Origin of the sequence: Actinoplanes sp. G11-F43 (assembly GCF_050589265.1) — a bacterium.
Lineage (GTDB): Bacteria > Actinomycetota > Actinomycetes > Mycobacteriales > Micromonosporaceae > Actinoplanes.
Genome location: NZ_JBNZCE010000022.1, coordinates 49,405 through 73,040, shown reverse-complemented (window position 1 = coordinate 73,040; position 23,636 = coordinate 49,405). Strand labels below are relative to the sequence as shown.

Annotated in this window: 23 protein-coding genes; 12 read left to right on the top strand and 11 right to left on the bottom strand. The window is 71.5% G+C overall.

Annotated features, from left to right (window positions below; translation table 11 throughout):
* Positions 1-179: 179 nt before the first annotated feature.
* Positions 180-2,207 carry an ATP-binding protein gene (locus ACQ0O7_RS25630; protein ID WP_430785064.1) on the bottom strand — a complete coding sequence of 676 codons (2,028 nt, stop codon included), beginning with the start codon at positions 2,205-2,207 and terminating at the stop codon, positions 180-182.
* A 193-nt stretch (positions 2,208-2,400) separates the two neighbouring features.
* Between ACQ0O7_RS25630 and ACQ0O7_RS25625 the strand changes: the two genes are divergently transcribed.
* From ACQ0O7_RS25625 to ACQ0O7_RS25585, 9 genes are all read left to right on the top strand, one after another.
* Complete coding sequence (locus ACQ0O7_RS25625) at positions 2,401-3,567, top strand: S8 family peptidase (RefSeq protein ID WP_430785062.1); 1,167 nt, start codon at positions 2,401-2,403, stop codon at positions 3,565-3,567.
* A gap of 141 nt (positions 3,568-3,708) precedes the next feature.
* Entirely contained in the window at positions 3,709-5,025 is a 1,317-nt protein-coding gene (locus ACQ0O7_RS25620) for an NAD(P)/FAD-dependent oxidoreductase (protein ID WP_430785104.1), read from the top strand.
* 130 nt (positions 5,026-5,155) lie between these two features.
* Entirely contained in the window at positions 5,156-5,575 is a 420-nt protein-coding gene (locus tag ACQ0O7_RS25615; RefSeq protein WP_430785060.1) for a response regulator transcription factor, read from the top strand.
* Between the two features lie 118 nt (positions 5,576-5,693).
* Entirely contained in the window at positions 5,694-6,785 is a 1,092-nt protein-coding gene (locus ACQ0O7_RS25610) for an LLM class flavin-dependent oxidoreductase (RefSeq protein WP_430785058.1), read from the top strand.
* Positions 6,785-8,041, top strand: a complete 1,257-nt coding sequence (locus ACQ0O7_RS25605; protein WP_430785056.1) for an ABC transporter substrate-binding protein — start codon at positions 6,785-6,787, stop codon at positions 8,039-8,041. Before ACQ0O7_RS25610 ends, ACQ0O7_RS25605 begins: the two co-directional genes overlap by 1 nt.
* A complete protein-coding gene (locus ACQ0O7_RS25600; RefSeq protein WP_430785054.1) occupies positions 8,038-8,898 on the top strand; it encodes a carbohydrate ABC transporter permease in 861 nt (286 codons plus the stop codon). Before ACQ0O7_RS25605 ends, ACQ0O7_RS25600 begins: the two co-directional genes overlap by 4 nt.
* Complete coding sequence (locus tag ACQ0O7_RS25595) at positions 8,895-9,698, top strand: carbohydrate ABC transporter permease (RefSeq protein ID WP_430785052.1); 804 nt, start codon at positions 8,895-8,897, stop codon at positions 9,696-9,698. The genes ACQ0O7_RS25600 and ACQ0O7_RS25595 overlap by 4 nt, the downstream gene beginning before the upstream one ends.
* A gap of 63 nt (positions 9,699-9,761) precedes the next feature.
* Positions 9,762-10,676, top strand: a complete 915-nt coding sequence (locus ACQ0O7_RS25590) for a 1-phosphofructokinase family hexose kinase (RefSeq protein WP_430785050.1) — start codon at positions 9,762-9,764, stop codon at positions 10,674-10,676.
* Between the two features lie 149 nt (positions 10,677-10,825).
* Complete coding sequence (locus ACQ0O7_RS25585; protein ID WP_430785048.1) at positions 10,826-12,232, top strand: glycosyltransferase family 39 protein; 1,407 nt, start codon at positions 10,826-10,828, stop codon at positions 12,230-12,232.
* On the opposite strand, the gene ACQ0O7_RS25580 is transcribed toward ACQ0O7_RS25585, so the two are convergent.
* From ACQ0O7_RS25580 to ACQ0O7_RS25550, 7 genes are read right to left on the bottom strand one after another with little or no spacing between them, the layout of a single operon-like run.
* On the bottom strand, positions 12,195-12,485 hold the full coding sequence (locus ACQ0O7_RS25580; protein ID WP_430785046.1) for a hypothetical protein: 291 nt from the start codon (positions 12,483-12,485) through the stop codon (positions 12,195-12,197). The genes ACQ0O7_RS25585 and ACQ0O7_RS25580 overlap by 38 nt on opposite strands.
* A complete protein-coding gene (locus ACQ0O7_RS25575) occupies positions 12,482-13,051 on the bottom strand; it encodes a dephospho-CoA kinase (RefSeq protein WP_430785044.1) in 570 nt (189 codons plus the stop codon). The genes ACQ0O7_RS25580 and ACQ0O7_RS25575 overlap by 4 nt, the downstream gene beginning before the upstream one ends.
* A gap of 2 nt (positions 13,052-13,053) precedes the next feature.
* Positions 13,054-13,455, bottom strand: coding sequence for a PPOX class F420-dependent oxidoreductase (locus ACQ0O7_RS25570; protein ID WP_430785042.1), 402 nt, complete (start codon positions 13,453-13,455; stop codon positions 13,054-13,056).
* A complete protein-coding gene (locus tag ACQ0O7_RS25565) occupies positions 13,442-14,350 on the bottom strand; it encodes a sulfurtransferase (protein WP_430785040.1) in 909 nt (302 codons plus the stop codon). The genes ACQ0O7_RS25570 and ACQ0O7_RS25565 overlap by 14 nt, the downstream gene beginning before the upstream one ends.
* Positions 14,350-15,282 carry an ABC transporter substrate-binding protein gene (locus ACQ0O7_RS25560; RefSeq protein ID WP_430785038.1) on the bottom strand — a complete coding sequence of 311 codons (933 nt, stop codon included), beginning with the start codon at positions 15,280-15,282 and terminating at the stop codon, positions 14,350-14,352. The genes ACQ0O7_RS25565 and ACQ0O7_RS25560 overlap by 1 nt, the downstream gene beginning before the upstream one ends.
* A complete protein-coding gene (locus tag ACQ0O7_RS25555) occupies positions 15,279-15,899 on the bottom strand; it encodes an ABC transporter ATP-binding protein (RefSeq protein WP_430785036.1) in 621 nt (206 codons plus the stop codon). The genes ACQ0O7_RS25560 and ACQ0O7_RS25555 overlap by 4 nt, the downstream gene beginning before the upstream one ends.
* The gene (locus tag ACQ0O7_RS25550) at positions 15,896-16,345 is read right to left on the bottom strand and encodes an ABC transporter permease (protein WP_430785034.1); all 450 of its coding nucleotides are present in this window, start codon (positions 16,343-16,345) and stop codon (positions 15,896-15,898) included. Before ACQ0O7_RS25550 ends, ACQ0O7_RS25555 begins: the two co-directional genes overlap by 4 nt.
* 270 nt (positions 16,346-16,615) lie before the next feature.
* Between ACQ0O7_RS25550 and ACQ0O7_RS25545 the strand changes: the two genes are divergently transcribed.
* On the top strand, positions 16,616-17,575 hold the full coding sequence (locus ACQ0O7_RS25545; RefSeq protein ID WP_430785032.1) for a glycosyltransferase family 2 protein: 960 nt from the start codon (positions 16,616-16,618) through the stop codon (positions 17,573-17,575).
* A gap of 56 nt (positions 17,576-17,631) precedes the next feature.
* Here the strand turns inward: ACQ0O7_RS25545 and ACQ0O7_RS25540 are convergent, their stop codons facing one another.
* Entirely contained in the window at positions 17,632-19,887 is a 2,256-nt protein-coding gene (locus ACQ0O7_RS25540) for an FdhF/YdeP family oxidoreductase (RefSeq protein WP_430785030.1), read from the bottom strand.
* Positions 19,888-19,914: 27 nt separating this feature from the next.
* Positions 19,915-21,114 carry a hypothetical protein gene (locus ACQ0O7_RS25535; RefSeq protein ID WP_430785028.1) on the bottom strand — a complete coding sequence of 400 codons (1,200 nt, stop codon included), beginning with the start codon at positions 21,112-21,114 and terminating at the stop codon, positions 19,915-19,917.
* 135 nt (positions 21,115-21,249) lie between these two features.
* Between ACQ0O7_RS25535 and ACQ0O7_RS25530 the strand changes: the two genes are divergently transcribed.
* On the top strand, positions 21,250-22,269 hold the full coding sequence (locus ACQ0O7_RS25530) for an SDR family NAD(P)-dependent oxidoreductase (protein WP_430785026.1): 1,020 nt from the start codon (positions 21,250-21,252) through the stop codon (positions 22,267-22,269).
* On the opposite strand, the gene ACQ0O7_RS25525 is transcribed toward ACQ0O7_RS25530, so the two are convergent.
* Entirely contained in the window at positions 22,232-22,801 is a 570-nt protein-coding gene (locus tag ACQ0O7_RS25525) for a TetR family transcriptional regulator (protein ID WP_430785024.1), read from the bottom strand. The genes ACQ0O7_RS25530 and ACQ0O7_RS25525 overlap by 38 nt on opposite strands.
* Before the next feature lie 140 nt (positions 22,802-22,941).
* Here ACQ0O7_RS25525 and ACQ0O7_RS25520 point away from each other — a divergent pair, with 140 nt between their 5' ends.
* Entirely contained in the window at positions 22,942-23,601 is a 660-nt protein-coding gene (locus ACQ0O7_RS25520; RefSeq protein WP_430785022.1) for a hypothetical protein, read from the top strand.
* The last annotated feature ends 35 nt before the right edge of the window (positions 23,602-23,636 follow it).

The following is a 23,636-nucleotide window of genomic DNA, read 5'->3' as shown; positions in this document are numbered from 1 at the left end:
CCGCGCAGCGGCGCGAAACACACCGCAAGTAACCACACAAACCACAACCACCAGCCACGTGCCGCGCAGCGGCGCGAAACACACCGCAAGTAACCACACAAACCACAACCACCAGCCACGTGCCGCGCAGCGGCGCGGAGCGCACCGCAAGGGGCAACGCCAACCGGGACCGCCGCGGGTCAGCGGGCCGGGGTCAGGGCGCGGGCGTAGGCGGAGCGGCCGGCCGGGAGGGTGAAGGACATCCGGGTGCCCTGGCCGTACGGGTTGGCGGCGGCCTCGATCAGCCCACCGTGCCGGTCCACGATCCGTTTGCAGATGGCCAGTTCCAGGCCGTTGGCGGTGCCGCCCTTCTCCCGGTGGAAGTTGGTGAACACCTCGTGCCACATGCCGGGCGGGATGCCGGCCCCGTTGTCGATGATGTCGATCCGGACCATGTGGTTGGGTTGTGGCTGGCAGGCGATCGCCAGGTAGGGCGCCACCCCGGGGCCCATGGTCCGCAGCGAGTTGTCGATCAGGTTCTCCAGCAGCTGGCGGAAGAGCACCGGGTCGGCCTCGACCGGGTCGAGCCGGCCCACCTCGAAGTAGGGTGGCGCCTCCCCGCTGGCCTCGGCCTGGTCCAGCCGGCTGTTGACGATGTCGCCGACGAGCAGGGCGGTGTTGACCGTGGTGGGCATGAGTTTGCCGTCGCGGGCGGCGGTGTAGGCGAGCAGCCCGTTGAGGAAGGTGCGCATCCGGGCGGCGGCCCGCTGGATCCGGGCCACCTTCTCGGCCGGCTGGTACCCGGACAGTTCCTGTTCCAGCACCTCGGACCAGCCTTCGATAGTGGTCAGCGGGTTGAGCAGGTCGTGCGCGACCCGCCCGGCGAACGACATCAGCTCGTCGCGGTGCCGGCGGTCGGCGGTGACGTCGTGGAAGACCACCACCACGTGGTACGGGCCGGTGCCGAGCACCAGCCGGGCCACGTTGAACCGGACGATCCGCCCTTCCGGCACGGCGGCGTTGCGGACCAGCACGTCCATCGGCTCGACCTCCTCGCCGGCCAGGGCGCGTACGTGCGGCAGTTCGCGGTCTTCCAGGGCGGTGCCGTCCGGGCGGAAGAAGCCGTGGTCGCTGCCGAGGGCCACGCCGCCGGAGACGGCGTTGACCGCGCCGAGCAGGCGGCCGGCGGCCGGGTTGCGCAGGATCAGCCGGCCGCTGTGGTCGAGGATGGCGAGGCCTTCGGTCATCGAGTTGACCACCGTGGTCATCATGGTGGCCTTGTCGGTGGCCTCGCTCTCGGAGACCTGGAGCCGTTCGATCAGCGAGTCGCGTTCGTCGCGGCTGAGGGCGAGGGCCAGGCCGACCGAGGCGAGGACTCCGGCGTACAGCTGGATCAGCAGGATCCGGACGCCGACGTCGGCGACGGTGGCGTACGGGCCGTGCCCGACCATGGTGAAGAGCAGCGCGGTGACGTCGAAGACGGCGGCGTGCAGGATGACCAGCGGGCTGGGCATCCGCAGGCCGGCCCAGACGGTGAGCGGGATCAGCACGAAGCCGATCGGGAGGCCGTGGCTGCTGAAGACCGCCCAGTACCCGGCGGCCGAGACGGCGAACACGGCGCCGCACTCCAGCCAGTGCGAGTTCGGGATCTTGAGTTGTTCCCGGCGGTGGCCGCCGAGCAGGTCGGCGGCGAGCCGGGTGAGGGTGCCGAAGACCAGGACGGAGACGGTGTCGCGGACCACGGTGGCGGCGGCCGGGGCGAGCGCGAGGGTGCCGTCGGCGGCGGTGAGCAGGTCGCCGACGGTGCGCAGGACGGCCGAGGCGACGGCGGCGAGCACCGCGCAGAGGGTGAGCCACCACAGGTCCCGCAGGCTGGACAGCGGGCGCCCGCCGTCGCCGGCCGGCCGGATGCTGGGCAGCCAGCGGACCGCGGCGACGGCGAGGGTGAGCGCGCCGACCATCGCGGTCAGGCCTTCCAGCAGGGCGTCCATCGGGCCGGAGCCGGTGATCAGGAGGGCGGCGACGGTGAGCACGCCGATCAGGCCCATCTCGGCCCAGCGCCACAGCGAGTCGCGGCTCATCACCAGCCAGACGGCCGCGACGCCGAAGGCCGGCCAGACCAGTGGCTCGCCGGCGCCGCCCAGGGTGGTGCCGGCGCCGGCGAGGACGGCGATCAGGTAGAGCGCCGCGTAGCCGACTACGGGCGGTACGGCCATCGGAAGTCTCATCGTCTCGCCTCGTATCCGACTATGTCCCTTTCACCCCTATTGTCGGCACGGTCGTCCGATCCCTGAGCCGGGGATATATACAGTTCGATATGAAGGTCCTGCGGGCCTGCGCGAATACGCTCTCGGGAAACCTGTCGAGTGATGTACGTCTATCCCCTGGGCGTCACCGGCAGGCGCGAGAGAGGGAAAGATCATGGCGATTCGACGACACGGCCGGATGCTGGCCGCCGGTCTGTTCGCTCTGGCGACGGCCGTCGTGGCGACCGGCACCCCCGCCGCGGCCGCCCCCGCTACCGGCACGATCCTCGCGGCCGGGTCCGCGACCGCGATCCCCGGCAGCTACATCGTGGTCCTGAAGTCCGGCGCGCGGGAGGCCGGGCTGACCAAGTCCTACGGCGGCGCGGTCCAGCGCAGCTTCGGCACCGCCGTCAACGGCTACGAGGCCACCCTGACCGAGTACCAGGCCAAGCGCCTGGCGGCGAACTCCAAGGTGGCGTACGTCGAGCAGAACCAGGTGATCTCGCTCGCCGCCACCCAGACCAACGCCACCTGGGGCATCGACCGGATCGACCAGCGCGCCCTCCCCCTGAGCACCACGTACACCTACCCGGTGACTGCCTCCAACGTCACCGCGTACATCATCGACACCGGCATCCGCTACACGCACAGCCAGTTCGGCGGCCGGGCCACCGCGGGTTACGACGCGGTCGGCAGCGGCGCGGTGGACTGCAACGGCCACGGCACCCACGTCGCCGGCACGGTCGGCGGCTCCACCTACGGCGTGGCCAAGGCGGTCCGGCTGGTCGGTGTCCGGGTGCTCAACTGTGCCGGCTCCGGCACCACCGCCGGTGTCGTCGCCGGCGTCAACTGGGTGACCCAGAACGCGGTCAAGCCGGCGGTCGCCAACATGAGCCTCGGCGGCGGCGCCAGCACCACCATCGACAACGCGGTGGCCAACTCGATCGCCTCGGGTGTGACCTACGCGGTGGCGGCCGGCAACAACAACGCCAACGCCTCGAACTACTCGCCCGCCCGGGTCGCCTCGGCGATCACGGTCGGCGCCACCACCCGCACCGACGCGCGGGCCAGCTACTCCAACTACGGCAGCGTGCTGGACATCTTCGCGCCCGGCTCGGCGATCACGTCGGCCTGGTACACCAGCAACTCCGCCACCAACACCATCAACGGCACCTCGATGGCGGCCCCGCACGTGGCCGGCGCGGCGGCCCTGGTGCTGTCCCGCAACCCGTCCTACACCCCGGCGCAGGTCTCCTCGTCGCTGACGTCCAGCGCCACCACCGGCGTGGTCACCAGCCCGGGCACCGGCTCGCCGAACCGCCTGCTGTTCGTCGTGCAGTAACACCGATCGATGCAAAAGGCCGGGGACGATGCTCCCCGGCCTTTTGTGACAGCTCCGGCCGGTGAGCATCATCGCGCTCGTCAGAGGACTCATGGCCCCCTCGGAAGCGTTCTACTGGACGTAGCGAGGAGCGTGATCGAGATGATCGAACAGGGCCGGCACCGGGTCGTCGTGGTGGGTGCGGGATTCGGGGGCAAGTACGCCGCGAAGGCGCTGCGGAAGGCCCCGGCCGAGGTCACCGTGATCAACGGGACCAACCACCACGTCTTCGAGCCGCTGATCTACCAGGTCGCCACCGGCGTGCTGTCGCCCGGCGAGGTCTCCACCCCGGTGCGGGAGATGTTCCGCGGTCAGCCGCACACGAACGTGCTGCTCGGCTGGGTCACCGACGTGGACGTCGAGGGCCGCACGGTCACCGCGACCGCGCCCGGCGGGATGCCGTACCAGGTGCCGTACGACACGCTGATCGTGGCCGCGGGCACCACCCAGTCGTACTTCGGCAACGACCGGTTCGCGGCGTACGCGCCCGGCCTGAAGAGCATCGACGACGCCGTGGAGCTGCGCTCGAGGATCCTGACCGCTTTCGAGATGGCCGAGCTGGCCGGCGATCCGGCCGAGGCGGCCCGCTGGATGACCTTCGTGATCGTCGGGGCCGGCCCGACCGGTGTCGAGCTGGCCGGCCAGATCGCCGAGATCGCGCACCGCACGCTGGCCGGCGAGTACCGCCGGATCGACCCGGCCCAGTCCCGGATCGTGCTGGTCGACGCGGTCGACCGGATCCTGCCGACGTTCAGCCCGGAGTCGTCGGAGGCGGCCGCCCGCCGGCTGCGCCGAATCGGCGTGGAGATCCGGACCGGCGCCCGGGTCACCGACATGGACGACGTCGCGGTGGTGGCCGGTGGTGAGCGGATCGAGGCGATGACCAAGGTGTGGAGTGCCGGGGTGGCCGCCGCGCCGCTGGCCCGCCGGCTGGCCGAGGCCACCGGCGCCCCGACCGACCGCAACGGCCGGATCCTGGTCGAGCCGGACCTGACCGTCCCCGGCCACCCGGAGATCTTCGTGGTCGGCGACCTGATGAGCCGGGGCCGCCTGCCCGGCGTCGCCCAGGTCTCGATCCAGGGCGGCGGCTACGCGGGCGGGGTCATCCGGCGGCGGCTGACCGGCAAACCGGCCGGGAAGCCGTTCCGCTACTTCGACAAGGGCGACATCGCCACGGTGTCCCGGTTCTCCGCGGTCGCCGACCTGCGCGGGCTGCACCTGAGCGGCCTGGCCGGCTGGCTGCTCTGGCTGCTGGTGCACTGGGCGTACCTGCCGAGGGGCCGCAACCGGATGAGCGCCCTGATCCGGTGGACGGTGGCGTTCCTGGGCCGGGGCCGGGCCGAGCGCGCGGTGACGGCGCGGCAGGCCCGGATCCCGGCCGAGCGGTCCGAGGTCCCGGCTGTCACTCCGGCCGCATAGGGCGGGCCCAGCCGCAACCGTTCGGCAACCGGCGTTTACCTGGATGGTGCCCGGGACGGGCCGATTCTCGGGTCACCTCGGCGGCGCAGCGCCGCCCACGCCAGAGGATCCGAGAGGACCGGAGAATCAGATGACGGCCATGATGGACATCGCGCCCGTTCTCCCCCGTACCGGCACCGGGCAGTTGGTGCTCGTCGTCGACGACGACGAGGACGTGCGCGACCTGGTCACCTTCAAGCTCCAGATGGCCGGTTACCGGACCACCACCGCGGGCGACGGCTGCACCGCGCTGACGATCGTCAACGAGGCCCTGCCCGACCTGGTGGTGCTGGACATCGCGATGCCGGGGATGGACGGGCTGAGCGTCTGTTACCGGATGCACGCCGAGCCGGCCACCGCGGAGATCCCGGTGATCGTGCTGAGCGGGATGGCCACCGAGACCGACATCGAATTGGCGTACGTCTCCGGCGCCGAGGAGTACATGCCGAAGCCGGTGAACACCGGGGAACTCGTGCGCCGGGTGCGCTGGCTGCTGCCCGACCGGCACTGATCCACCACCGACGGGACGGGAGCTCTCCACGAGGGCTCCCGTCCCGCCGTATGGGAACGTGCACATATTCTCCTTCACCTCCTTGATCGATAGGAGATGTGCACATACAGTTCCGAGCATGCCCGTGGTCCTGCATTGGTTCCTGCCCACGACCGGTGACAGCCGGTCCATCGTGGGCGTTGACGACCGTGGCGGCCGCAGCACGCACACCGACGGTGCGGCACTGCGCGAGCCCGACATCGACTACCTGATCGACGTCGCCCGCGCCGCCGAGCGCACCGGGTTCACCGGGGTGCTCACCCCGACCGGCACCTGGTGCGAGGACGCCTGGCTGACCACCGCGGCCATCGCCCGGGAGACCAGCACGCTGAAGTTCCTGGTGGCGTTCCGCCCCGGGTCGCTCTCCCCCACCCTGGCCGCCCAGATGGCCGCCACCTTCCAGCGGATCTCCCGCGGCCGGCTGATGCTCAACATCGTCACCGGCAGCGACGCGGCCGAGCAGCAGCGCTTCGGCGACTGGCTGGACAAGGACGAGCGGTACGCCCGCACCGGCGAGTTCCTGACCGTGCTACGCGGCGCCTGGGAGGGCCCGTTCGACTTCGAGGGCGCCCACTTCAAGGTCGCCGGAGCCTACGCGCCGCGCCGTTTCGACGCCCCGCCGATCTACTTCGGCGGCTCGTCCAAGGCCGCTCTGGAGGTGGCCGCCAACCACGCCGAGGTCTACCTGACCTGGGGCGAGCCGCCCGCGGCGGTGGCCGGGAAGGTCGCCGCACTGCGCGAACTCGGCTACACCGGCCGGTTCGGCATCCGGCTGCACGTGATCACCCGGGACACCTCGAAGCAGGCCTGGGCCGAGGCGGACGCGCTGCTGGACGCCCTCACCCCGGAGCAGATCGCCAAGGCGCAGGCCTCACTGCGCCAGGCCGACTCGGTGGGCCAGCAGCGGATGCTGGCCCTGCACGGGGGTACTCGCGACAGCCTGGAGATCTACCCTAATCTATGGGCTGGGGTCGGGCTCGTCCGCCCCGGCGCCGGAACAGCCCTGGTCGGCAGCCACACCGAGGTCGCCGACCGGATCGCCGAGTACCACGCACTCGGCATCGACGAGTTCATCCTCTCCGGATACCCCCACCTCGAAGAGGCCTACCACGCCGGTGAGGGCCTACTGCCCGAACTGCGCCGCCGCGGCCTCCTGTCAGGAGCCTTCTGATGACCACCTATAACCGTCGTAACCTGCTGAAACTCGCCGCTGGCGCGGGCGCCGCGTCGTTCCTGGCCGCCTGCGCCGGGCCGGGCGGCGACTCCGGGACCAAAGCCGAAGCCGGTGGCGACCTGTCGTTCGCGCACTGGCGGGCCGAGGACAAGGAGGTGTTCGAGCAGATCATCGCCGAGTTCCAGAAGACCTCATCCCTCAAGATCCGCCAGGACATCTCGCCGTCCAACGACTACCAGAGCACGGCACTTCAAAAACTTCGCGGCGGTACGGTCGGGGACGCGTTCACCGCGTTCCGGGGCGCCCAGTTCCTCGACATCGCCAAGGCCGGGGTGTCCACCGACCTGACCGGGCAGGCGTTCCTGTCCCGGTACGAGCCCTCGCTGATCACCGCGGGCGCCACCGAGGGCAAGCAGTACGGGGTGCCGTACCAGCTGGTCTTCAACACCCCGCTGGCCAACACCGACCTGATCAGCAAGGCCGGGCTGGGTGAGGCGCCGAAGGACTGGCAGGGCTTCCTGGCCCTGGCCGACAAGCTGAAGAGCCAGGGTGTCGCCCCGATCGCCTGGCCGGGCGGCGACGCGGCCAACGCCGGTCAGCTGCTCAACGTGCTGGTGGTCAACAACGCGCCCACCGACGACGCGCTCGGCAAGATCGAGACCGGCGAGTACAAGGTGACCGACGACTGGTTCCTCACCGTGCTCAAGCAGTACGCCGAGTTGCGCCCGTACTTCCAGGACAGCGCCACCGGCACCAGCAGCGACGCCGCGCTCGCCCTGTTCGCCCAGGGCAAGGCGGCCCTGCTGGCCACCGGCTCGTTCCAGGTGGCCGGGGTCCGCAAGCTGGGCGCGACGTTCCCGATCGACCTGCTCGCGCCGATCACCACCACCGCGGACAAGGCGAAGTACGAGGGCGTCTTCAACGCCACCTTCATCCTCGGCGTGAACGCCAAGTCGGCCAAGCAGGACCAGGCCCGCGCCTGGATCGGGCACCTGTCCGACCCGGCGGTCGCCGGGGTGTACGCCAACGGCACCAGCCAGCACGTCACGGTCAAGGGTGTGGAGTACACCAACCCCGACCTCAAGGCCCTCGCGCCGTGGCTGACGAAGAAGACCGCGCTCGCGCCGCGTTTCCAGTTCACCAACCTGGACATCCGCGGCGCGGTGGAGAACGCGACGGTCGCGGTGGCCGGCGGCAAGAGCCCGGAGCAGGCGGCCGAGGAGGCCCAGAAGGTCGTCGACCAGAAGCGATGAGGTTCAAGCTCTGGCTCTTCGCGGCGCCCGCGCTGGCCCTGTACGGCGGATTCTTCCTGCTTCCCGCCGTGCAGGGCCTGCGGTACGCCACCACCGACTGGGACGGCTACAGCCCCACCTTCACCGATGTCGGCCTGGCCAACCTGACCGACGTGGTGAGCGACGACGACCTGTTCCGCAACGCGCTCACCAACAACCTGAAGTTCCTGCTGGTGGTGGTGATCGGGCAGACCGCGCTGGCGCTGCTGCTCGCGGTGCTGCTGGCCGCCCGCAGCCGGTCGTCGACGTTCCTGCGGGCGCTGTTCTTCCTGCCCACCGTGCTGTCCTCGGTGTCGGTGGCGTTCATCTGGAAGTTCGTCTACGACCCCAACTTCGGGCTGGCCAACAACCTGCTCGGGGCGGTCGGGCTGGACTCCCTCAAGTCGGCCTATCTGGGGAACGAGTCGACGGCGATCCTGTGGGTGGCGGTGGCGCAGATCTGGTTCCACGCCGGGCAGATGATGGTCGTCTACATCGCCGGGATCAACCAGATCCCGGAGGAGCTGTACGACGCGGCGCGCACCGACGGGGCCGGGCGCTGGCAGCAGTTCCGGCACGTCACCTGGCCGATGGTGGCGCCGGCGACCACGCTGGTCATCGCGTACACCACGCTCCAATCGTTCAAGGCCTTCGATCTGATCCTGGGGCTGGCCGGCAATCCGCCGCGGGCCGGGCTGGACGTGCTGGCCACCCGGATCTACAGCACGTTCGCCAACTCGCAACTGGGCTACGCGGCCGCCGAGTCGATCGTCTTCATGGCCGCGATCGCCCTGGTCACCTGGTTGCAGAACCGGGCCGGAAAGGCGGTGCACCGATGATCCGGCGGGCGGTTCTCGGCGTCTACGCGCTCCTCATCGTGGTGCCGCTGATCGTGATCGTGGGCGGCAGCTTCAAGACCACACCGGACCTGTTCGCCGACCCGTTCGGGCCGCCGGTGAACCCGACGCTGGACAACTACACCACGGTCCTCACCGGACAGGGGCTGATCGGCGTACTGGGCAACAGTCTCTTCGTGGTGTCGATCTCCGTGCCGTCGACGCTCCTGCTGGGCGCTCTCGTCGCGTTCGCGGTGGCCCGGCTGCCGAAATGGCCGTCCCGGATCCTGTTCGGGATCTTCGCGCTCGGGCTTGCCGTGCCCGCGCAGGCGATCATGATCCCGCAGTACGTGCAGTTCGAGCGGCTCGGCCTGCGCGACAGCCTGACCGGGCTGATCCTGGTCAACATCGTGGTCACCCTGCCGGTCGCGGTCTTCATCCTGGCCGGGTTCATGCGCACCCTGCCCGGCGAACTCTACGAGGCCGCGGAGATCGACGGGGCCGGGCCGTGGGCCACCTTCTGGCGGATCGCCGTGCCGGTGTCACTGCCCAGCCTCGCCGCCACCGCGATCTTCCTGGTCGTGATGCACTGGAACGATCTGCTCTATCCGCTGCTCTTCATCGACGACCCGTCAAAACGGACCCTGCCGCTGGCGCTGCTCGACTTCCAGGGCGAGTACCTGACCGAGTATCCGCTGCTCTTCACCGGCGTGGTGGTGGCCTCCCTACCGATGATCATCGCGTACGCGTTCCTCCAGCGCCACTTCGTCGCCGGCATCACCGCCGGGGCCGTCAAGGGGTGATCCGCAGCTTCTTCACAGGTTGGCCCGGCGCGCAGTGGGTAATCGGCGCGTATGCCGACGGTAATGATCTTCGCGCCGGTCCCGCAACTCACCGTGACCATCGAACAGCACTCCGGGGACAACCCGGAACTCCACGTCCACCCCGGCGGGCAGGGCATCTGGCAGGCCCGGATGTGCGCCGGGCTGGGCGCCGAGGTGACCCTCTGCGCCGCCGTCGGCGGGGAGATCGGCGACGTGGTCGCCGCGCTGATGCGGCGAGAGCACATCTCGGTTCGCACCGTGCAGCGTCAGAGCGGCAGCGGGTGGTATGTGCACGATCGCCGCGACGGCAGCCGGGACACGGTGGCCGAGTTCGCCGGCGACCCGCTCGGCCGGCACGACTTGGACGAGCTGTACAGCACCACCCTGGCCGAGGGGCTGCGCGCCGACGTCAGCATCCTCAGCGGACCCGCCTCCCCCGAGGTGGTGCCCGCCGAGGTGTACCGTCGGCTCGCCGCCGACCTGCGCACCCACGGCTGCCGGGTGGTCGCCGACCTCTCCGGCGACCAGCTGCTCGCGGTGCTGGACGGCGGCGTCGACTTCCTCAAGGTCAGCCACGAGGAGCTGATCGACGACGGCCTGGCCTCCGACGACAGTGACGAGGCGCTCGTCGCCGCGGCCCGCGAACTGCGCAAGAAGGGCACCGAGTCGGTGCTGATCAGCCGCGCCGACAAGCCCGGCATCGCGCTGCTCGACGACGAGGCGTTCCTGGTCGACATGCCCGCCCTGCAGGTGGTCGACCACCGCGGCGCCGGTGACTCGATGACCGCCGCCGTCGCCACCGTGCTGGCCCGCGGCGGCGACCTGCACGAGGCGGTCCGCACCGGAGCCGCCGCCGGCGCCCTCAACGTCACCCGGCACGGCCTCGGCACCGGCCGCCAGGAGGCCATCACCGAACTCGCCGGCCGGGTCGGCCTCACCCCGGTGAACTCTGCCTGAATCCTTCTCGCGACGGGTGCCCCGGACGGCGGGCGCGCCTACGCTGGTCCGGCCCACCGCCCCCGCCGGAGACGACCATCAGCACCGAGACCACAGATCAGCGCCGGCACCCGTCCCCGCCGGCACCGGCCCGCCCGCCGATCCGGACGGTGGTGTTCACCGCCCTGATGTGGGCGGTGCCGCCGCTGCTCACCGGTGCGCTCGGCGGCTGGGCCCGGAACCGGCCCGCCCTCTGGGCCGACGAACTGGCCACCTGGGGCGCGGTCCGGCTGGACTGGGAGCAGCTGTGGCGGCTGGCCGGGTCCGTGGACGCGGTGATCACCCCGTACTACGCGGCTCTCAAGCTCCTCGACCCGGCCGATCCGCGCCGCCCGTCGCTGGTGGCCGCCGTGCTGACCAGCGTGGTGATCACCGCGCTCGGGCGGCGGGCCGGCGGGCGGGCCACCGGACTCGTCGCCGGCCTGCTGTGGGCGGTGCTGCCGGTGACGTCCCGGTACGCGCAGGAGGCCCGGCCGTACGCCATCGCGGTGTTCTTCTCCGCCCTGGCCCTGCTGCTCCTGCTCCGCCTGCTGGACCGCCCGTCCCGGCCACGCGCCGCCGCCTATGCCGCGGCCGTCGCGCTGACCGGCCTGTGTCATCCGCTCAGTGGCCTGCTGATGCTCACCGGTCACGCGGTGGCCGGATGGCGCCGGTGGCGGGTGTGGCCGGTGGCCGCCCTGGCCGGCGCCCTGCCCGCGATCGGCCTGGGGGTGGCGGCGGCCGGGCAGACCGCCCAGGTGTCCTGGATCGGCCGGGTCAGCCTGGACACCCTGCGCCTGCTGCCCGAACAGTTCCTGGTCTCCGGGGTGACCGGCGGCCTGCTGCTGGCCCTGGCCGTCGCCGGGGTGCGCCGGGAGAAGGCGCGCACCACCGCCGGGGTGAGCCGGGACCGGGTGCGGACCGCCGTCGCCGGGGCCGGGCTGGTGCCGCCGGTGCTGCTGCTGGCCGCCGGGACCGTCGCGAGCGTGTGGGTGGCCCGCTACGTGCTGATCGCGGTCCCCGCCCTGGTGGTGCTGGCCGCCGCCACCGCGGTCCGGGCCGGCCGGCTGCCCGCCGCCGGGGTGCTGGCCCTGGTCACGGTGCTCGGCTGGCCGGCCCAGGTGGCCATCCGCGAACCGGACGGCCACGACCAGGCCTCCAGCCGGATCGCCGAGGTGATCGTCCCCTACCGGCTGGACGGCGACGTCGTGGTCTTCCCGGACAGCCATCCGAGCCTGTCCTGGGCGGCCCGCGACATCTACGAACGGTACGTCCCGCTCCCCCGCCCACCGGACGTCCTGGCGGTGACCCCACAGCGCACCGACGGCCGGCTGACCGCCCGCGAATGCGCCGACCCGGCCGCCTGCCTGGGCACCCCACCCCGGATCTGGATCGTCCGCCCGGACAACCGCCCGGACCCGCTGACCTTCCTGTCCCCGGCCAAACAGTCCCTGATCGGCACCGATTACCGCCTCCGGCACCGCTGGAACTTCCCCCAGCTCAGCGTGATCCTGATGGAGCGCCGGACCGCCGGGTGACGTCCGGCCCCCGGTGGGCACCCTGGATGCCGTCGCGCGGCGCCGCGTCCACACTGCCCTGATAGACGTCCAGCGGCCCGAGCGCGTCCGCCACGAACAGCGCGTCGAACCGGCCCCGCTCCAGGATCCGCGCGGTCTCCATCCAGTAGGACAGCTCCCGGTATCGATGTGCCTGGCTGTCCGGATGCCGCCACAACCCGATCGCGGTGTGCCCCACCGTCGACTGCCGCAGCCCGTTCAGGCGGAACCTCATGATCGTTGTCTCCCAGCGTTCTCGATGATCAGATCCGCGTTCGCACGGACGTCCTCGGCCGCGTAGAACGCGTCCTCATGCCGGGCCCACCGGTCCCAATGCGGGGCATAGGTGGGCCCGTCCCGGTCGAGGGCGCGCCGCTTGCGCACCGCGGTGGGGCTGTCAACCCAGACGAGCCCACTGGTGTACGGCCGGAGCACGCGAGCCCCGGCGCCCACCCCCTCCACCACCAGCCAGTCGGCGTCCGGAACCAGGTGCTCCTCGGCGTACGCCCCGGCCGCCCAGTCCCAGCGCCGCCACCGGCCCGGACGGCCCGCCGCCAGGGGCCGCAGCACCCGATCCCGCAGCTCGGTCACCCCCTGATGGAGGCCGTCCCAGCCCGCGTACAGGTCGTCCATGTGGATCAGCGGAGCCGCCAGCCGCCCCGCGACACGCTCGGCCAGCGTCGTCTTCCCACTGCCCGAGCGGCCCTCGACAGCCAGCACCCGCCTCGCCCCGGCCCGGGCGGCCAGTCCCCCGGCCCAGACTGCGATCCGCTCCGCTGCCTCATCCAGTTCCGTCGTCACCGTCACCCCACGTACAGCACACGCTCGGGTGTGATCCGCAGAACCACGCGGGCCGATTCCACGCTCCGGTCACCCCGCTCGTGTGCCGCCCCGGTATAATTCCGGGCCAGCTCGTCGACCAGGGCATGCGCGTCCTCGCCGGTGACCCGCGCGGTGCCACGGATCTCGGCGTAGCGGGCCGGCCGTCGCCGGTCGTAGAGCAGCACCGTCACCCGCGGATCCCGCTCGATGTTGCGGACTTTGCGGCGCCCCGCCTTGGTCGCCATCACCAGCTCGTCCCCGTCCCGCCGCACCCACATCACCGAGGACTGCACCCGGCCGTCCGGTTCGACTGTCGACAGCACGGCGAACTCCGGCCGGTCGATCAGCTCGGTCACCGGGCCCGGCAGTTCAGCGGCCGGCATCGGCGCGGCCCCGTTCGATCGGCAGGGAACCGTCGGCCGACCACTCCTCCAGGGAACCGTCGTAGAGGGCCACGTCGTCCCGGCCCAGCGCGGTCAGGGCCAGGCCGAGGGTGGCCGCCGAGATGCCGCCGCCGCAGTAGACCCAGATCGGAGCCGGGTCGGCGAGCAGGCCGGCCAGGTCCGCGCGCAGGTCGTCCAGCGGCCGGAAACGCCCGTCCGGGGCGAGCAGCGACCGGGCCGGGAGGTTGCCGGTGCCGGGGATGTGGCCACGCCGCGCGTACCGGGTCGGCACCTCCCCGGCGTAGGCCTCCGGGTTCAGCGCGCACAGCACGGTCGCCTCGGCCTCGTCCCTGAGCCACCGTTCCAGATCCGCGCGTTCCACCCATCGTCCGGCCCGCACGTTATCCACACTGGCGGGTTGTCCACAGGCCGCGAGCGCGGGAGCCGGAATCTCGGTGACACTGTCCGGCGTGAGCACGCTGACGGGGAGGCCGGCGGCTTCCCAGGCGGCGAAGCCGCCGTCGAGCACGGCTGCCTCGATGCCGATCCAGTCCAGCAGCCACCACAGGCGGGAGGCCCAGATGCCGCCGGATCGGTCGTAGGTGACGACGCTGGTGCCGTCGTGGATGCCCAGGTTCGCGAGGTGGGCGGTCAGGGCTTCGGGAGAGGGGCGGGCGAAATGGTAGAGAGCGGCCGGATCGGTCAGGTCGTGGAGCAGGTCGACGTGGTGGGAGCCGGGGATGTGGGCCTGTTCCCAGCCGGGCCGGCCGGACGACGAGGTGTGGTCGCCGTCGTGTGCGGGCCGGCCCAGGTTCACCGTCGCGTCCAGGACGGCCACGGTGCCCTGCTCCAGGCGTACCGCCAGGTCGCCGGCGGTCAGGATCGGGCCGGCCATCACGGGGCCGCCGGGGACGTCACGGCGGTGGCGAACGAGGTGGGGGTGACCGCATGACGCCAGTCGAACGACGCGGGAAGGATGTCGTTCTCGGCCAGCCAGGTGGTGTAGGGGGTCATCAGATCGTCGCGGATCGCACCCCAGCGGTCGCCGTCGAACCAGGTCGGGGCGATCAGGGATAGGGACCGGGCCAGGATCGGTTTCGGGAAATATGGGATCACCCGGTCCATGATCTCCAGGGCCAGTGCCGGGTCCTCCCGGGCCGCCCGGTACCCACGCTCGGTCGCCGACAGGAACGCCTCGATCAGCGTCCGGTCGGTGAGGGCCGGGCCGGTGCCGAGGAGGTACGAGTGGTACGGCGGCGCGCCGATCTCGTCCACCGGCCAGACGATCCGCTGCTCGCCGGGGAGCTGGGCGAACAGGGCGTCCCACGCCCAGTAACCACCGAACGTGGCGTCCACCTCGCCGGCCGCGATGTCGTCGGCGGACAGTTCGCGGTGGCCGCTGTCGACCAGGATCAGGCGGTCCGGGTCGCCACCGTCGGCGCGGACCAGGTGGCGGACCATCGCCACGCCGCGCGGGGTGGGGTTCAGGGCCAGGCGGCGGCCCTCCAGATCGCGGGGGCGTGTGATGCCACGGCCGGTCACGGTCTGGATGGTCTCCATGCCGCGGTGGTTGATCGACGCGACAGCGGTCAGGGGCTGGCCGGCGGCGCTGCGGACCAGGAGCCGGTTGGTGGGGAAGACGCCCAGGTGGACCTCGCCGCGGGCCAGGTGTTCCAGGGTGTCGCCGCGCAGCGAGTCGAAGACGGTGAGTTCGACGTCCAGGCCGGCGTCGCGGTACCAGCCCTGGCGGCTGGCCACGTACAGTCCGGCCGCGTTGGTCCAGGGGTGGAAGTATTCGAGCATCACGCGTACGTGGGTGAGGGTCATCGGGACACACCTGTCAGCAGATCGGTGAGGCGGCGGCGCAGCACGACGAAGGACGGGTCGTCGACGACGTCGTCGCGGCGGGGCCGGTCGAACGGGATGGTGACCTTCTCCAGGATGGTGGCGGGGCGCCGGGAGAAGACGTAGACGGTGTCGGAGAGCAGCAGCGCCTCCTCGATGTTGTGGGTGACGAACAGGACCGCGCGCCGGTTCGCCTCCCAGATGTCCAGCAGCCAGCGGTGCATCTCGATACGGGTCATCGCGTCCAGGGCGCTGAACGGTTCGTCCTGAGCACGGGCCTCCCGGCCACGGATCTCCTGGGCGAGGACCACGTTCTTCTCGATGGTCCGCCACGGCATCAGGGCCGGCTGCTGCGGCATGTAGCCGCGGCGGGCCGGGCGGCCGTCGACCTCGATGGCGCCGGCGGTCGGGGTTAGCAGGCCGCCGATCAGGTGGAAGAGGGTGCTCTTGCCGCCGCCGGACGGTCCGACGATGGAGACGAACTCGCCCGCCGCCACCGACAACGAGATGTCCGAGATGACGGACAGGTCGCCGAAGGAGTGGCTGAGGCCGGAAACGGAGAGCGCGGAATGCGTGATGGACGCGGGGATCTCAGTCACGACGGCGGCCCTTCACGGTCAGTTTCTCCAGTAGGACGACGATGCTCGAAGATGAGCAGGGCCAGGGTGATGACGATCCCGATGGCCACGAACATCCGGTCCGCGCGGAACGCCGACTTCTGGATCATCATGTACTGGCCGATGCCCTTCTCGGCACCCAGCCACTCGGAGATCACCGCACCGAAGACGCTGTACGTGGCGGCGATCTTCAGGCCGGAGTACATCGTCGGCAGGGCGTGCGGCCACTGGAGTTTGGTGAACAGCTGCCGCCGGCCGGCGCCGGTCATCAGCAGGTAGTCGGCGATCAGCGGGTCGCTGCGCCGGAGCCCGTCCAGGGTGGCGACCGCGACCGGGAAGAAGCAGACCAGGATGATCACCACGAGTTCCGGAGCGAGCCCGAACCCGAGCCACACCACCAGCAGCGGGGCGATCGCGATGACCGGCACGGTCCCGGGCGACGTACAACCCGGTGTGGTCGGTGTCGGGGGTCCAGTCCAGGGCGACCTGGACCTTGGTCAGGCCGGCGGCCGTGGTGGTGTCCCCGGAGTCTCGGTGAACTGTGCCCGCTCCTCCCCGTTACCGGCGGTTACTCCGGTTCCGGAGCGACCCGGCTCACAGAGCCGACCTCCGGGCGACGCCGAAACCACAGGTCAGACACAGGAACCTGGGTCAGTCTCTTGGGCACCCCACCCGAACCGCTTGCCAGGAGCAGAGGCTTGCAGCCCATCGCACCCTTCGACGTCAGCATCGTCATCCCGACACACAGCGAGAAGCGCTGGGCCTCCCTCACCCGGACCATCGCCTCCGCCCACGCCCAGACCCACCCGGCCGCCGAGGTGGTGGTCGTGGTCGACCACAACCCGGCGATGGCCACCCGGGTGAGAACGGAGTTCCCCGGTGTGACGGTGCTGGAGAACGCGTACGCCCGCGGCGCCTCCGGCAACCGCAACACCGGCGCCTTCCACACCCGGACCCCGTTCATCGCCTTCCTCGACGACGACACCGTGGCCAGCCCGGCCTGGCTGGCCACGCAGATGACGCCGTTCACCGACCCGGCGGTGGTCGGCACCGGCGGCGGCATCGTCCCGGCCTGGGCCGGCACCCGCCCCACCTGGCTGCCGGACGAGCTGCTCTGGACCGTCGGCGTCTCCTACACCGGCATGCCGACCAGCACCGCCCCGATCCGCAACGTGTGGTCGGCCAACATGATCGTCCGGCGGGACGCGTTCCTGGCCGTGGACGGGTTCCGCACCGGGTTCGGCAAGCTCGGCGACCAGAACCGGCCCGAGGACACCGAACTCTGCCTGCGGATGAGCGCGACGGCCGGCGGTCGCTGGGTGTACGTGCCGCACGCCACCATCGACCACGAGGTCCCGGTCGACCGGTCGACGTTCGCCTTCCTGATCCGCCGCTGCTACGCCGAGGGGCGCGGCAAGGTGCAGATGGCCGGGCTGATGCCGAAGGACCAGGAGCTGGGGGCGGAGAAGGACTACCTGCGGCGTACGCTGCCCCGCGCCGTCCTGCGCAACCTGGCCGACGCCGGCAGTGGCCGGGGCATGTTCCATGCTCTGCGCGCGGCGACCGTGGTGGCGGCCGTGTTCGCCGCCGCCTGGGGTGGAGGCGTCGAGACCCTCGCGGCCCTGCTGGAGAGCTCCGCCCCCGGCACCGACGCCTAGCCGGGTTCGCGTGGTGATCCGCGGCTCGCATCGAGCTGCGGATCACCACACGGAACCTAGCGTTCCAGGCGGATCTGCACCCACTTGGAGGTGGGGGTTCCGCTCTCCTCGGCCTGCGAGTCGAGCGGGACCAGCGGGTTCGTCTCCGGGTAGTAGGCGGCCACACAGCCCTTCGGGGTGTCGTAGGAGACCAGCCGGAACCGCTCGGCCCGCCGATCGACGCCGTCGTCCCACTCGGAGACCAGGTCGACCACCTCACCGTCGTCGAAGCCCAGCTCGGCCAGGTCGGCCGGGCTGATGAAGACCACCCGGCGGCCCTGCTTGATGCCCCGGTAGCGGTCGTCCAGCCCGTACACCGTGGTGTTGAACTGGTCGTGGCTGCGCAGACTCTGCAGGATCAGCCGGCCCGGCGGGATCGTCATCACCTCCAGCGGGCTGACCGTGAAGACCGCCTTGCCCTCGGCGGTCGGGAAGGTCCGCGAGTCGCGGGGCGGGTGCGGCATGGTGAACCCGCCGTCGCGGATCTTCGCCGGGTAGTCGTCACAGCCCGGCACCACCCGGCCGATCCGCTCCCGGATCTCCTCGTAGTCGCCGGCGAACGCCGTCCACGGGATGTCGTGCCGGTCGCCGAGCGCGGCCGCCGCGATGCCGCAGACGATGTCCACCTCGGAGCGCAACAGCGGCCCGGCCGGCTCGGACCGGCCCCGGGAGGCGTGCACCGCGGACATCGAGTCCTCCACGGTGATCCGCTGCACCCGGCCGCCGGTCAGGTCCTGCTCGGTGCGGCCCAGGGTGGGCAGGATCAGCGCGGTCCGCCCGGCCTCCACGTGACTGCGGTTGAGTTTGGTGGAGATCTGCACGGTCAGCGCCGCGCTCCGCATCGCCGCCGCGGTCACCTCGGTGTCCGGCATGGCGGCCACGAAGTTGCCGCCGAGCGCGACGAACACACTGGCGTGGCCGTCGCGGAACGCCTTGACCGTGTCGACGGCGTCGTGCCCGAACTCCCGGGGCGGCTCGAACCCGAACTCGTCGCGCAGCCGGTCCAGGAAGATCGGGGTCGGCTTCTCCCAGATGCCCATGCTCCGGTCGCCCTGCACGTTGGAGTGCCCGCGGACCGGGCAGAGGCCGGCGCCCGGCTTGCCGATCATGCCCTGGAGCAGGGCGACGTTGACGAACTCCTTGATCGTGGCGACCGCGTTGCGGTGCTGGGTGATGCCCATCGCCCAGCAGTGCACCACCCGCTCGGCGGAGGCCAGCATGTCGGCGGCGGCCTCGATCTCGGCCCACTCCAGGCCGGTGGCGGCCAGCACCTGCGCGCGGTCGACCCGGGACACGTGCTCGGCCCAGGCCTCGAACCCGACGGTGGAGGCGCCGATGAACTCCTTGTCGGCCACCCCCCGCTCCAGCAGCAGGTGGCCGAGCGCCTGCCAGAGGGCCATGTCGCCGTTGAGGCGCACCCGCAGCAGCCGGTCGGCCAGCACGGTGCCGTGCCCGGTCAGGCCGCGCACGTTCTGCGGGTTGTCGAAGCGGGCCAGCCCGGCCTCGGCCAGCGGGTTGATCGCCAGGATCTTGGCGCCGTCGCGTTTCGCGATCTCCAGGGCGGTGAGCATGCGCGGGTGGTTGGTGCCCGGGTTCTGCCCGGAGACCACGATCAGGTCGGCCTTGTGCAGGTCCTCCAGGGTGACCGAGCCCTTGCCGACGCCGATGGTGCGCATCAGCGCCGAACCGGTCGACTCGTGGCAGAGGTTCGAACAGTCCGGCAGGTTGTTGGTGCCCAGTGCGCGGGCCAGCAGCTGGTAGACGAACGCGGCCTCGTTGCTGGCCCGGCCGGACGTGTAGAACGCCGCCTGATGGGGGCTGTCCAGCTCCCGCAGGAACTCGCCGGCCAGCGCGAACGCGTCGTCCCAGGAGATCGGCTCGTAGTGGGTGCCACCCTCGCGGCGCACCATCGGGTGCGTGAGCCGGCCCTGTTTCTCCAGCCAGTGGTCGGTGCGGGTGGCCAGGTCGGCGATCGGGTGCGCGGCGAAGAACTCCGGGCCGACGGTGTCGCGCTGGCCCTCCCAGGAGACCGCCTTCGCCCCGTTCTCACAGAACTCGGCGGTGTGCCGGTGGCCCTGCGGGTCGGGCCAGGCGCAGCTCATGCAGTCGACGCCGTCGTGCTGGTTGAGAGTGCGCAGGTTGCGGACGGTCTTGCGGACACCCATCTTCCGCACGGCGTTGGTGAGGCTGAGCCGGACGGCCTGAAGCCCCGCCGCGTGGTCGGCCGGAGGTCCCACCGACAGACGGGCGTCTTCCTCGTCGAAGGATGTCATTGGTCCATCCTCCCTCCGGTACCCGGATCAATCCAGTGCATGCTCCCGCAAACCGGCCAGCACGGGGGCCGGTGGCCAGGCGTCGACCCGGTAGCGGACCGGCGCGAGCAGCGGTTCCGGTTCGAGGCCGGCGTGCTGCTCGGCGACGCTCCAGGGGACCCTGAAATCGACACCGCCGCCGGTACGGGCGAAGGCGACGGTGTCCGCCCGGGGCAGCAGGGTGCTCACCCCCTCGGTCCAGGTGGCGATGGTCTCGGCCGGCCCGCCGCCGGGCGGCTCGATGGCGACCAGGTTGCCGACGTGCACCTCGACACCGGCCTTCGTGTACTGGTCGCTGAGCCAGTCGGTCTGGTTGGAGTACTCGGTGAGGGCGAGCACCGCGGCGGCCCGGCGGACCGGCACGTGGTGCGGGTGACCGGGCGGTGGGGTGTAGGGCACCGCCCGGCCGTCCGGCCCGGCCACGTACCCGACCGGGGACAGATAGCGGACGGCCTCGCCGAAGACCCGCTCGACCGCGGCGTACAGCTGGTCGGCGCCCTGGTCCGGCAGTGAGGTGAGCAGCAGCGTGTTGTTGTCCGGGGCGAACGCCAGCACCGGCCCGCCCATCCGTTCGCCGACCTCGGCCAGCCAGCCCGGCTCCAGCAGCAGCGAGGTGTAGTAGCCGTCGCCGTCGTCGAGCAGGCTGACCACCGGGCCGTCCCGCCACGGCCGTTCCAGGTGCCGCCGGGCGATCGCCGAGAGGTTCTCCCGGGCCACCGCGAACACCTCGGCGACCTCGACGCCCCAGTCCTCGATCCGGTCCGGCAGCACGTAGGCCATCGCGTCCGGGGTGTCGATCACCACCAGTTCCCGCAGGTACGGCATGGCCGGGCGGGACAGCGGCGGGCGCATCCCGGCCGGGCCGGCCGCGCCGAAGGTGACCGGCCGCAGCACCGGGCGCAGTTTGCCGCGGACCGTCGCCCAGTCCTCCTCGGGCATCGGTGACATCAGCCGGATCAGTCGTTCCAGGCGTTCGCGGCGCTCGGCGGTGGTGGCGTCGGCGGTCTCCCGGAAGACGTTGGAGAGGTAGAGGTGGGCCGGGCCGTCGGCGCCGGTCCGGTGGATCGCGATGGCGAAGTCGTCCGCCCGGTAGACCGCCCGTTCGACGCCCGGGGTGTGCCGGGCGACCCGGAGAGCGAGCTGAGCGAACCTGCGGCGCGGCGAACCGAACCTGTCCAGCAAACCCATTGGTGGACCTTAACGGACCTCCGCCCCGGGTACGGAGGCCTCTTCGGTCCCCGGTCGCCCGCCGGGATGAACCGAAGCGGCCGATGGCGCCGGATCACCGAAGTAAACTAAGTTGACTTCGACTTGATCATCCACGTGAAGGGACCCCTGAAGATGGCGAAGGCGCTGACCGCGAACAGCACGATCGGTGCGTGGCTGGACCACCCGGAGGGCGGTGCGGCCCTGGGACAGCTGCTCGCCGCGGCCGGCACCGACCCCTCGACGCTGGCCCCGATCCGGAGCCTGCCGTTGCAGCAGATGGTCGAGCTGAGCCAGGGCCGGATGCCCCAGTCGGTGGTCGACGAGCTGGTCCTGGCGGTCAACGGCGGGGTCCTGCCGGACGACACCGACAGCGGCGCGTGGACCGAGCAGATCACCCCGGGCCGGTTCGCCGGCCGAACGGTGATCGTCACCGGGGCGGCCTCCGGCATCGGCCGGGCCACCGCCTCCCGGATCGTCCGCGAGGGCGGCCGGGTGATCGGCGTCGACATCACCGCCGACAAGCTGGACAAGACCGCGGCCGACCTGGGCGGCTCGTTCGTCGCGGTGGCCGCCGACATCACCCGGCCCGAGGACGTCGAGCGGATCGTGGCCGCGGCCGGGGACCGGATCGACGGGCTGGCCAACGTGGCCGGCGTGGTCGACGACTTCAGCCCGGTCCACGAGACGTCCGACGCGGTCTGGGAGAAGCTGTTCGCGGTGAACGTCGACGGGGTCTTCCGGCTCACCCGCGCGGTGGTCCCGGCGATGCTGGCGGCCGGCCGGGGCGCGATCGTCAACGTGGCCTCCGAGGCGGCGCTGCGCGGCAACGCGGCCGGGATCGCCTACACCGCCTCCAAGCACGCGGTGATCGGCATGACGAAGAACACCGCTTTCATGTACGGGCCCCGGGGCATCCGGACCAACGCGGTGGCGCCCGGCGGGGTGGCCACCGGGATGGCGCCGGTGAACCAGTCCGAGTTCGGGCGCGACCGGACCGGCCCGCACCTGCGGCTCATCCCACAGGTGGCGATGGCCGAGCACCTGGCCGCCTCGATCACCTTCCTGCTCAGCGACGACGGCGTGAACCTGAACGGGGTCATCCTGCCGTCGGACGGTGGCTGGTCGGTCCAGTGAGGGCCTGCTGGAGCAGCGTCCCGTAACGGTCGATCAGATCCTCGCGGTCGGCGGTCAGCAGGCTCTCGTCCTCCACCACCCACAGGGCGTAGAGCAGACCGCCGACCACCGCGGCCGCCAGCGCGGCCCGCACCTCGGCGTCCGGGCCGGTCAGCCGGGCCCGCACCGGCCCGACGAAGGCGCGCTCGTGGATGTCGCGCAGCCGGTCCCGGATCCCCGGCTCGTTGCTGCCGCGCAGCAGCGCCAGATAGACCCCGCGGATGTCGTCACCGGCCAGCAGCACCTCGACGAACCGCCGGCCGAACCGGTCCAGCGGCACGTCCAGCAGCGGCTCGTCATCGATGGTGAACGTCATCGTGTCGAGGAACAGCAGCTCCTTGGTGCCGAAGTGACGGATGACCAGTGCCGGGTTCGTCACCGCCTGGGCGGCGATGTCGCGAACCGAGGTACGTGCGAAACCACGCTCCCGGAACAGACGGGCCGCCGCGGTACGAATCTCCTCGCGGGTGGCCTCACCCGTACGCCTAGCCATGCACCCGATCGTAGGGGGCCGTTCGGGCCATTCCCGAATCGCGAGGGCCCCGGACCGGGCAATTCTGGCGAACCTCGCCCCACCTTCCGGGCGCCGTGCTCAGCTATCCGGGACACGGCTTAAATACCGAAAGGTCTGACATGCGAAAAACCACGCAGGGCTTCATCACCGCCTGCGCAGGGCTGGTCATCGGAGCGACGTTCGGCGCCGCGCCCGCGCTCGCCGGCCCGGAGTGGATCCCGCCCGGCCGGGTGCTCGGCTACTACGACAGCCTGGGCGGCTGTTCCTCGTACGCCTCGTCGCTGGTGCTGTGGGACGACGACTACGACTGCGACTACTGGCCGCAGCGGGTGTCCCAGCCGTACGCGCTGGTCATCGAACGGCCCGTCTACATCAACCAGCCGGTCCCGGTGGTCCAGCAGCCGGTGGACGCCGCGCCGCCGATGGCCGACCCGGAGCCGGAGCCGGAGCCGGTCGGCGAGCCGGCCGCCGCCGAGAAGCCGGCCAAGCCGGTCAAGACCAAGTCGGACAAGAAGAAGAACAAGAAGCACAAGGACCAGGTGACGATCACCGCCGAGGAGCCGGCGGACACGCCCGAGCCCGTCGCGCCGGAGCCGGTCGCGCCCGCGCCGTTCGTGCCCGCGCCGGCCACCATCGTGCCCGGACCCACCACCATCGTCCCGGTGCCCGTCCCGGTCGCCCGCCCGGTGGTCCCGGTCCGCCCGGTTCTGCCGATCCGCCCGCTGGTCGGCGGCCCGGTGTTCCCGTTCGGTGGCGGCCCCTGCGGCCCCTGCTTCTGACCGTCCGGATCGGCGGCCGGGCCCCGGCCCGGCCG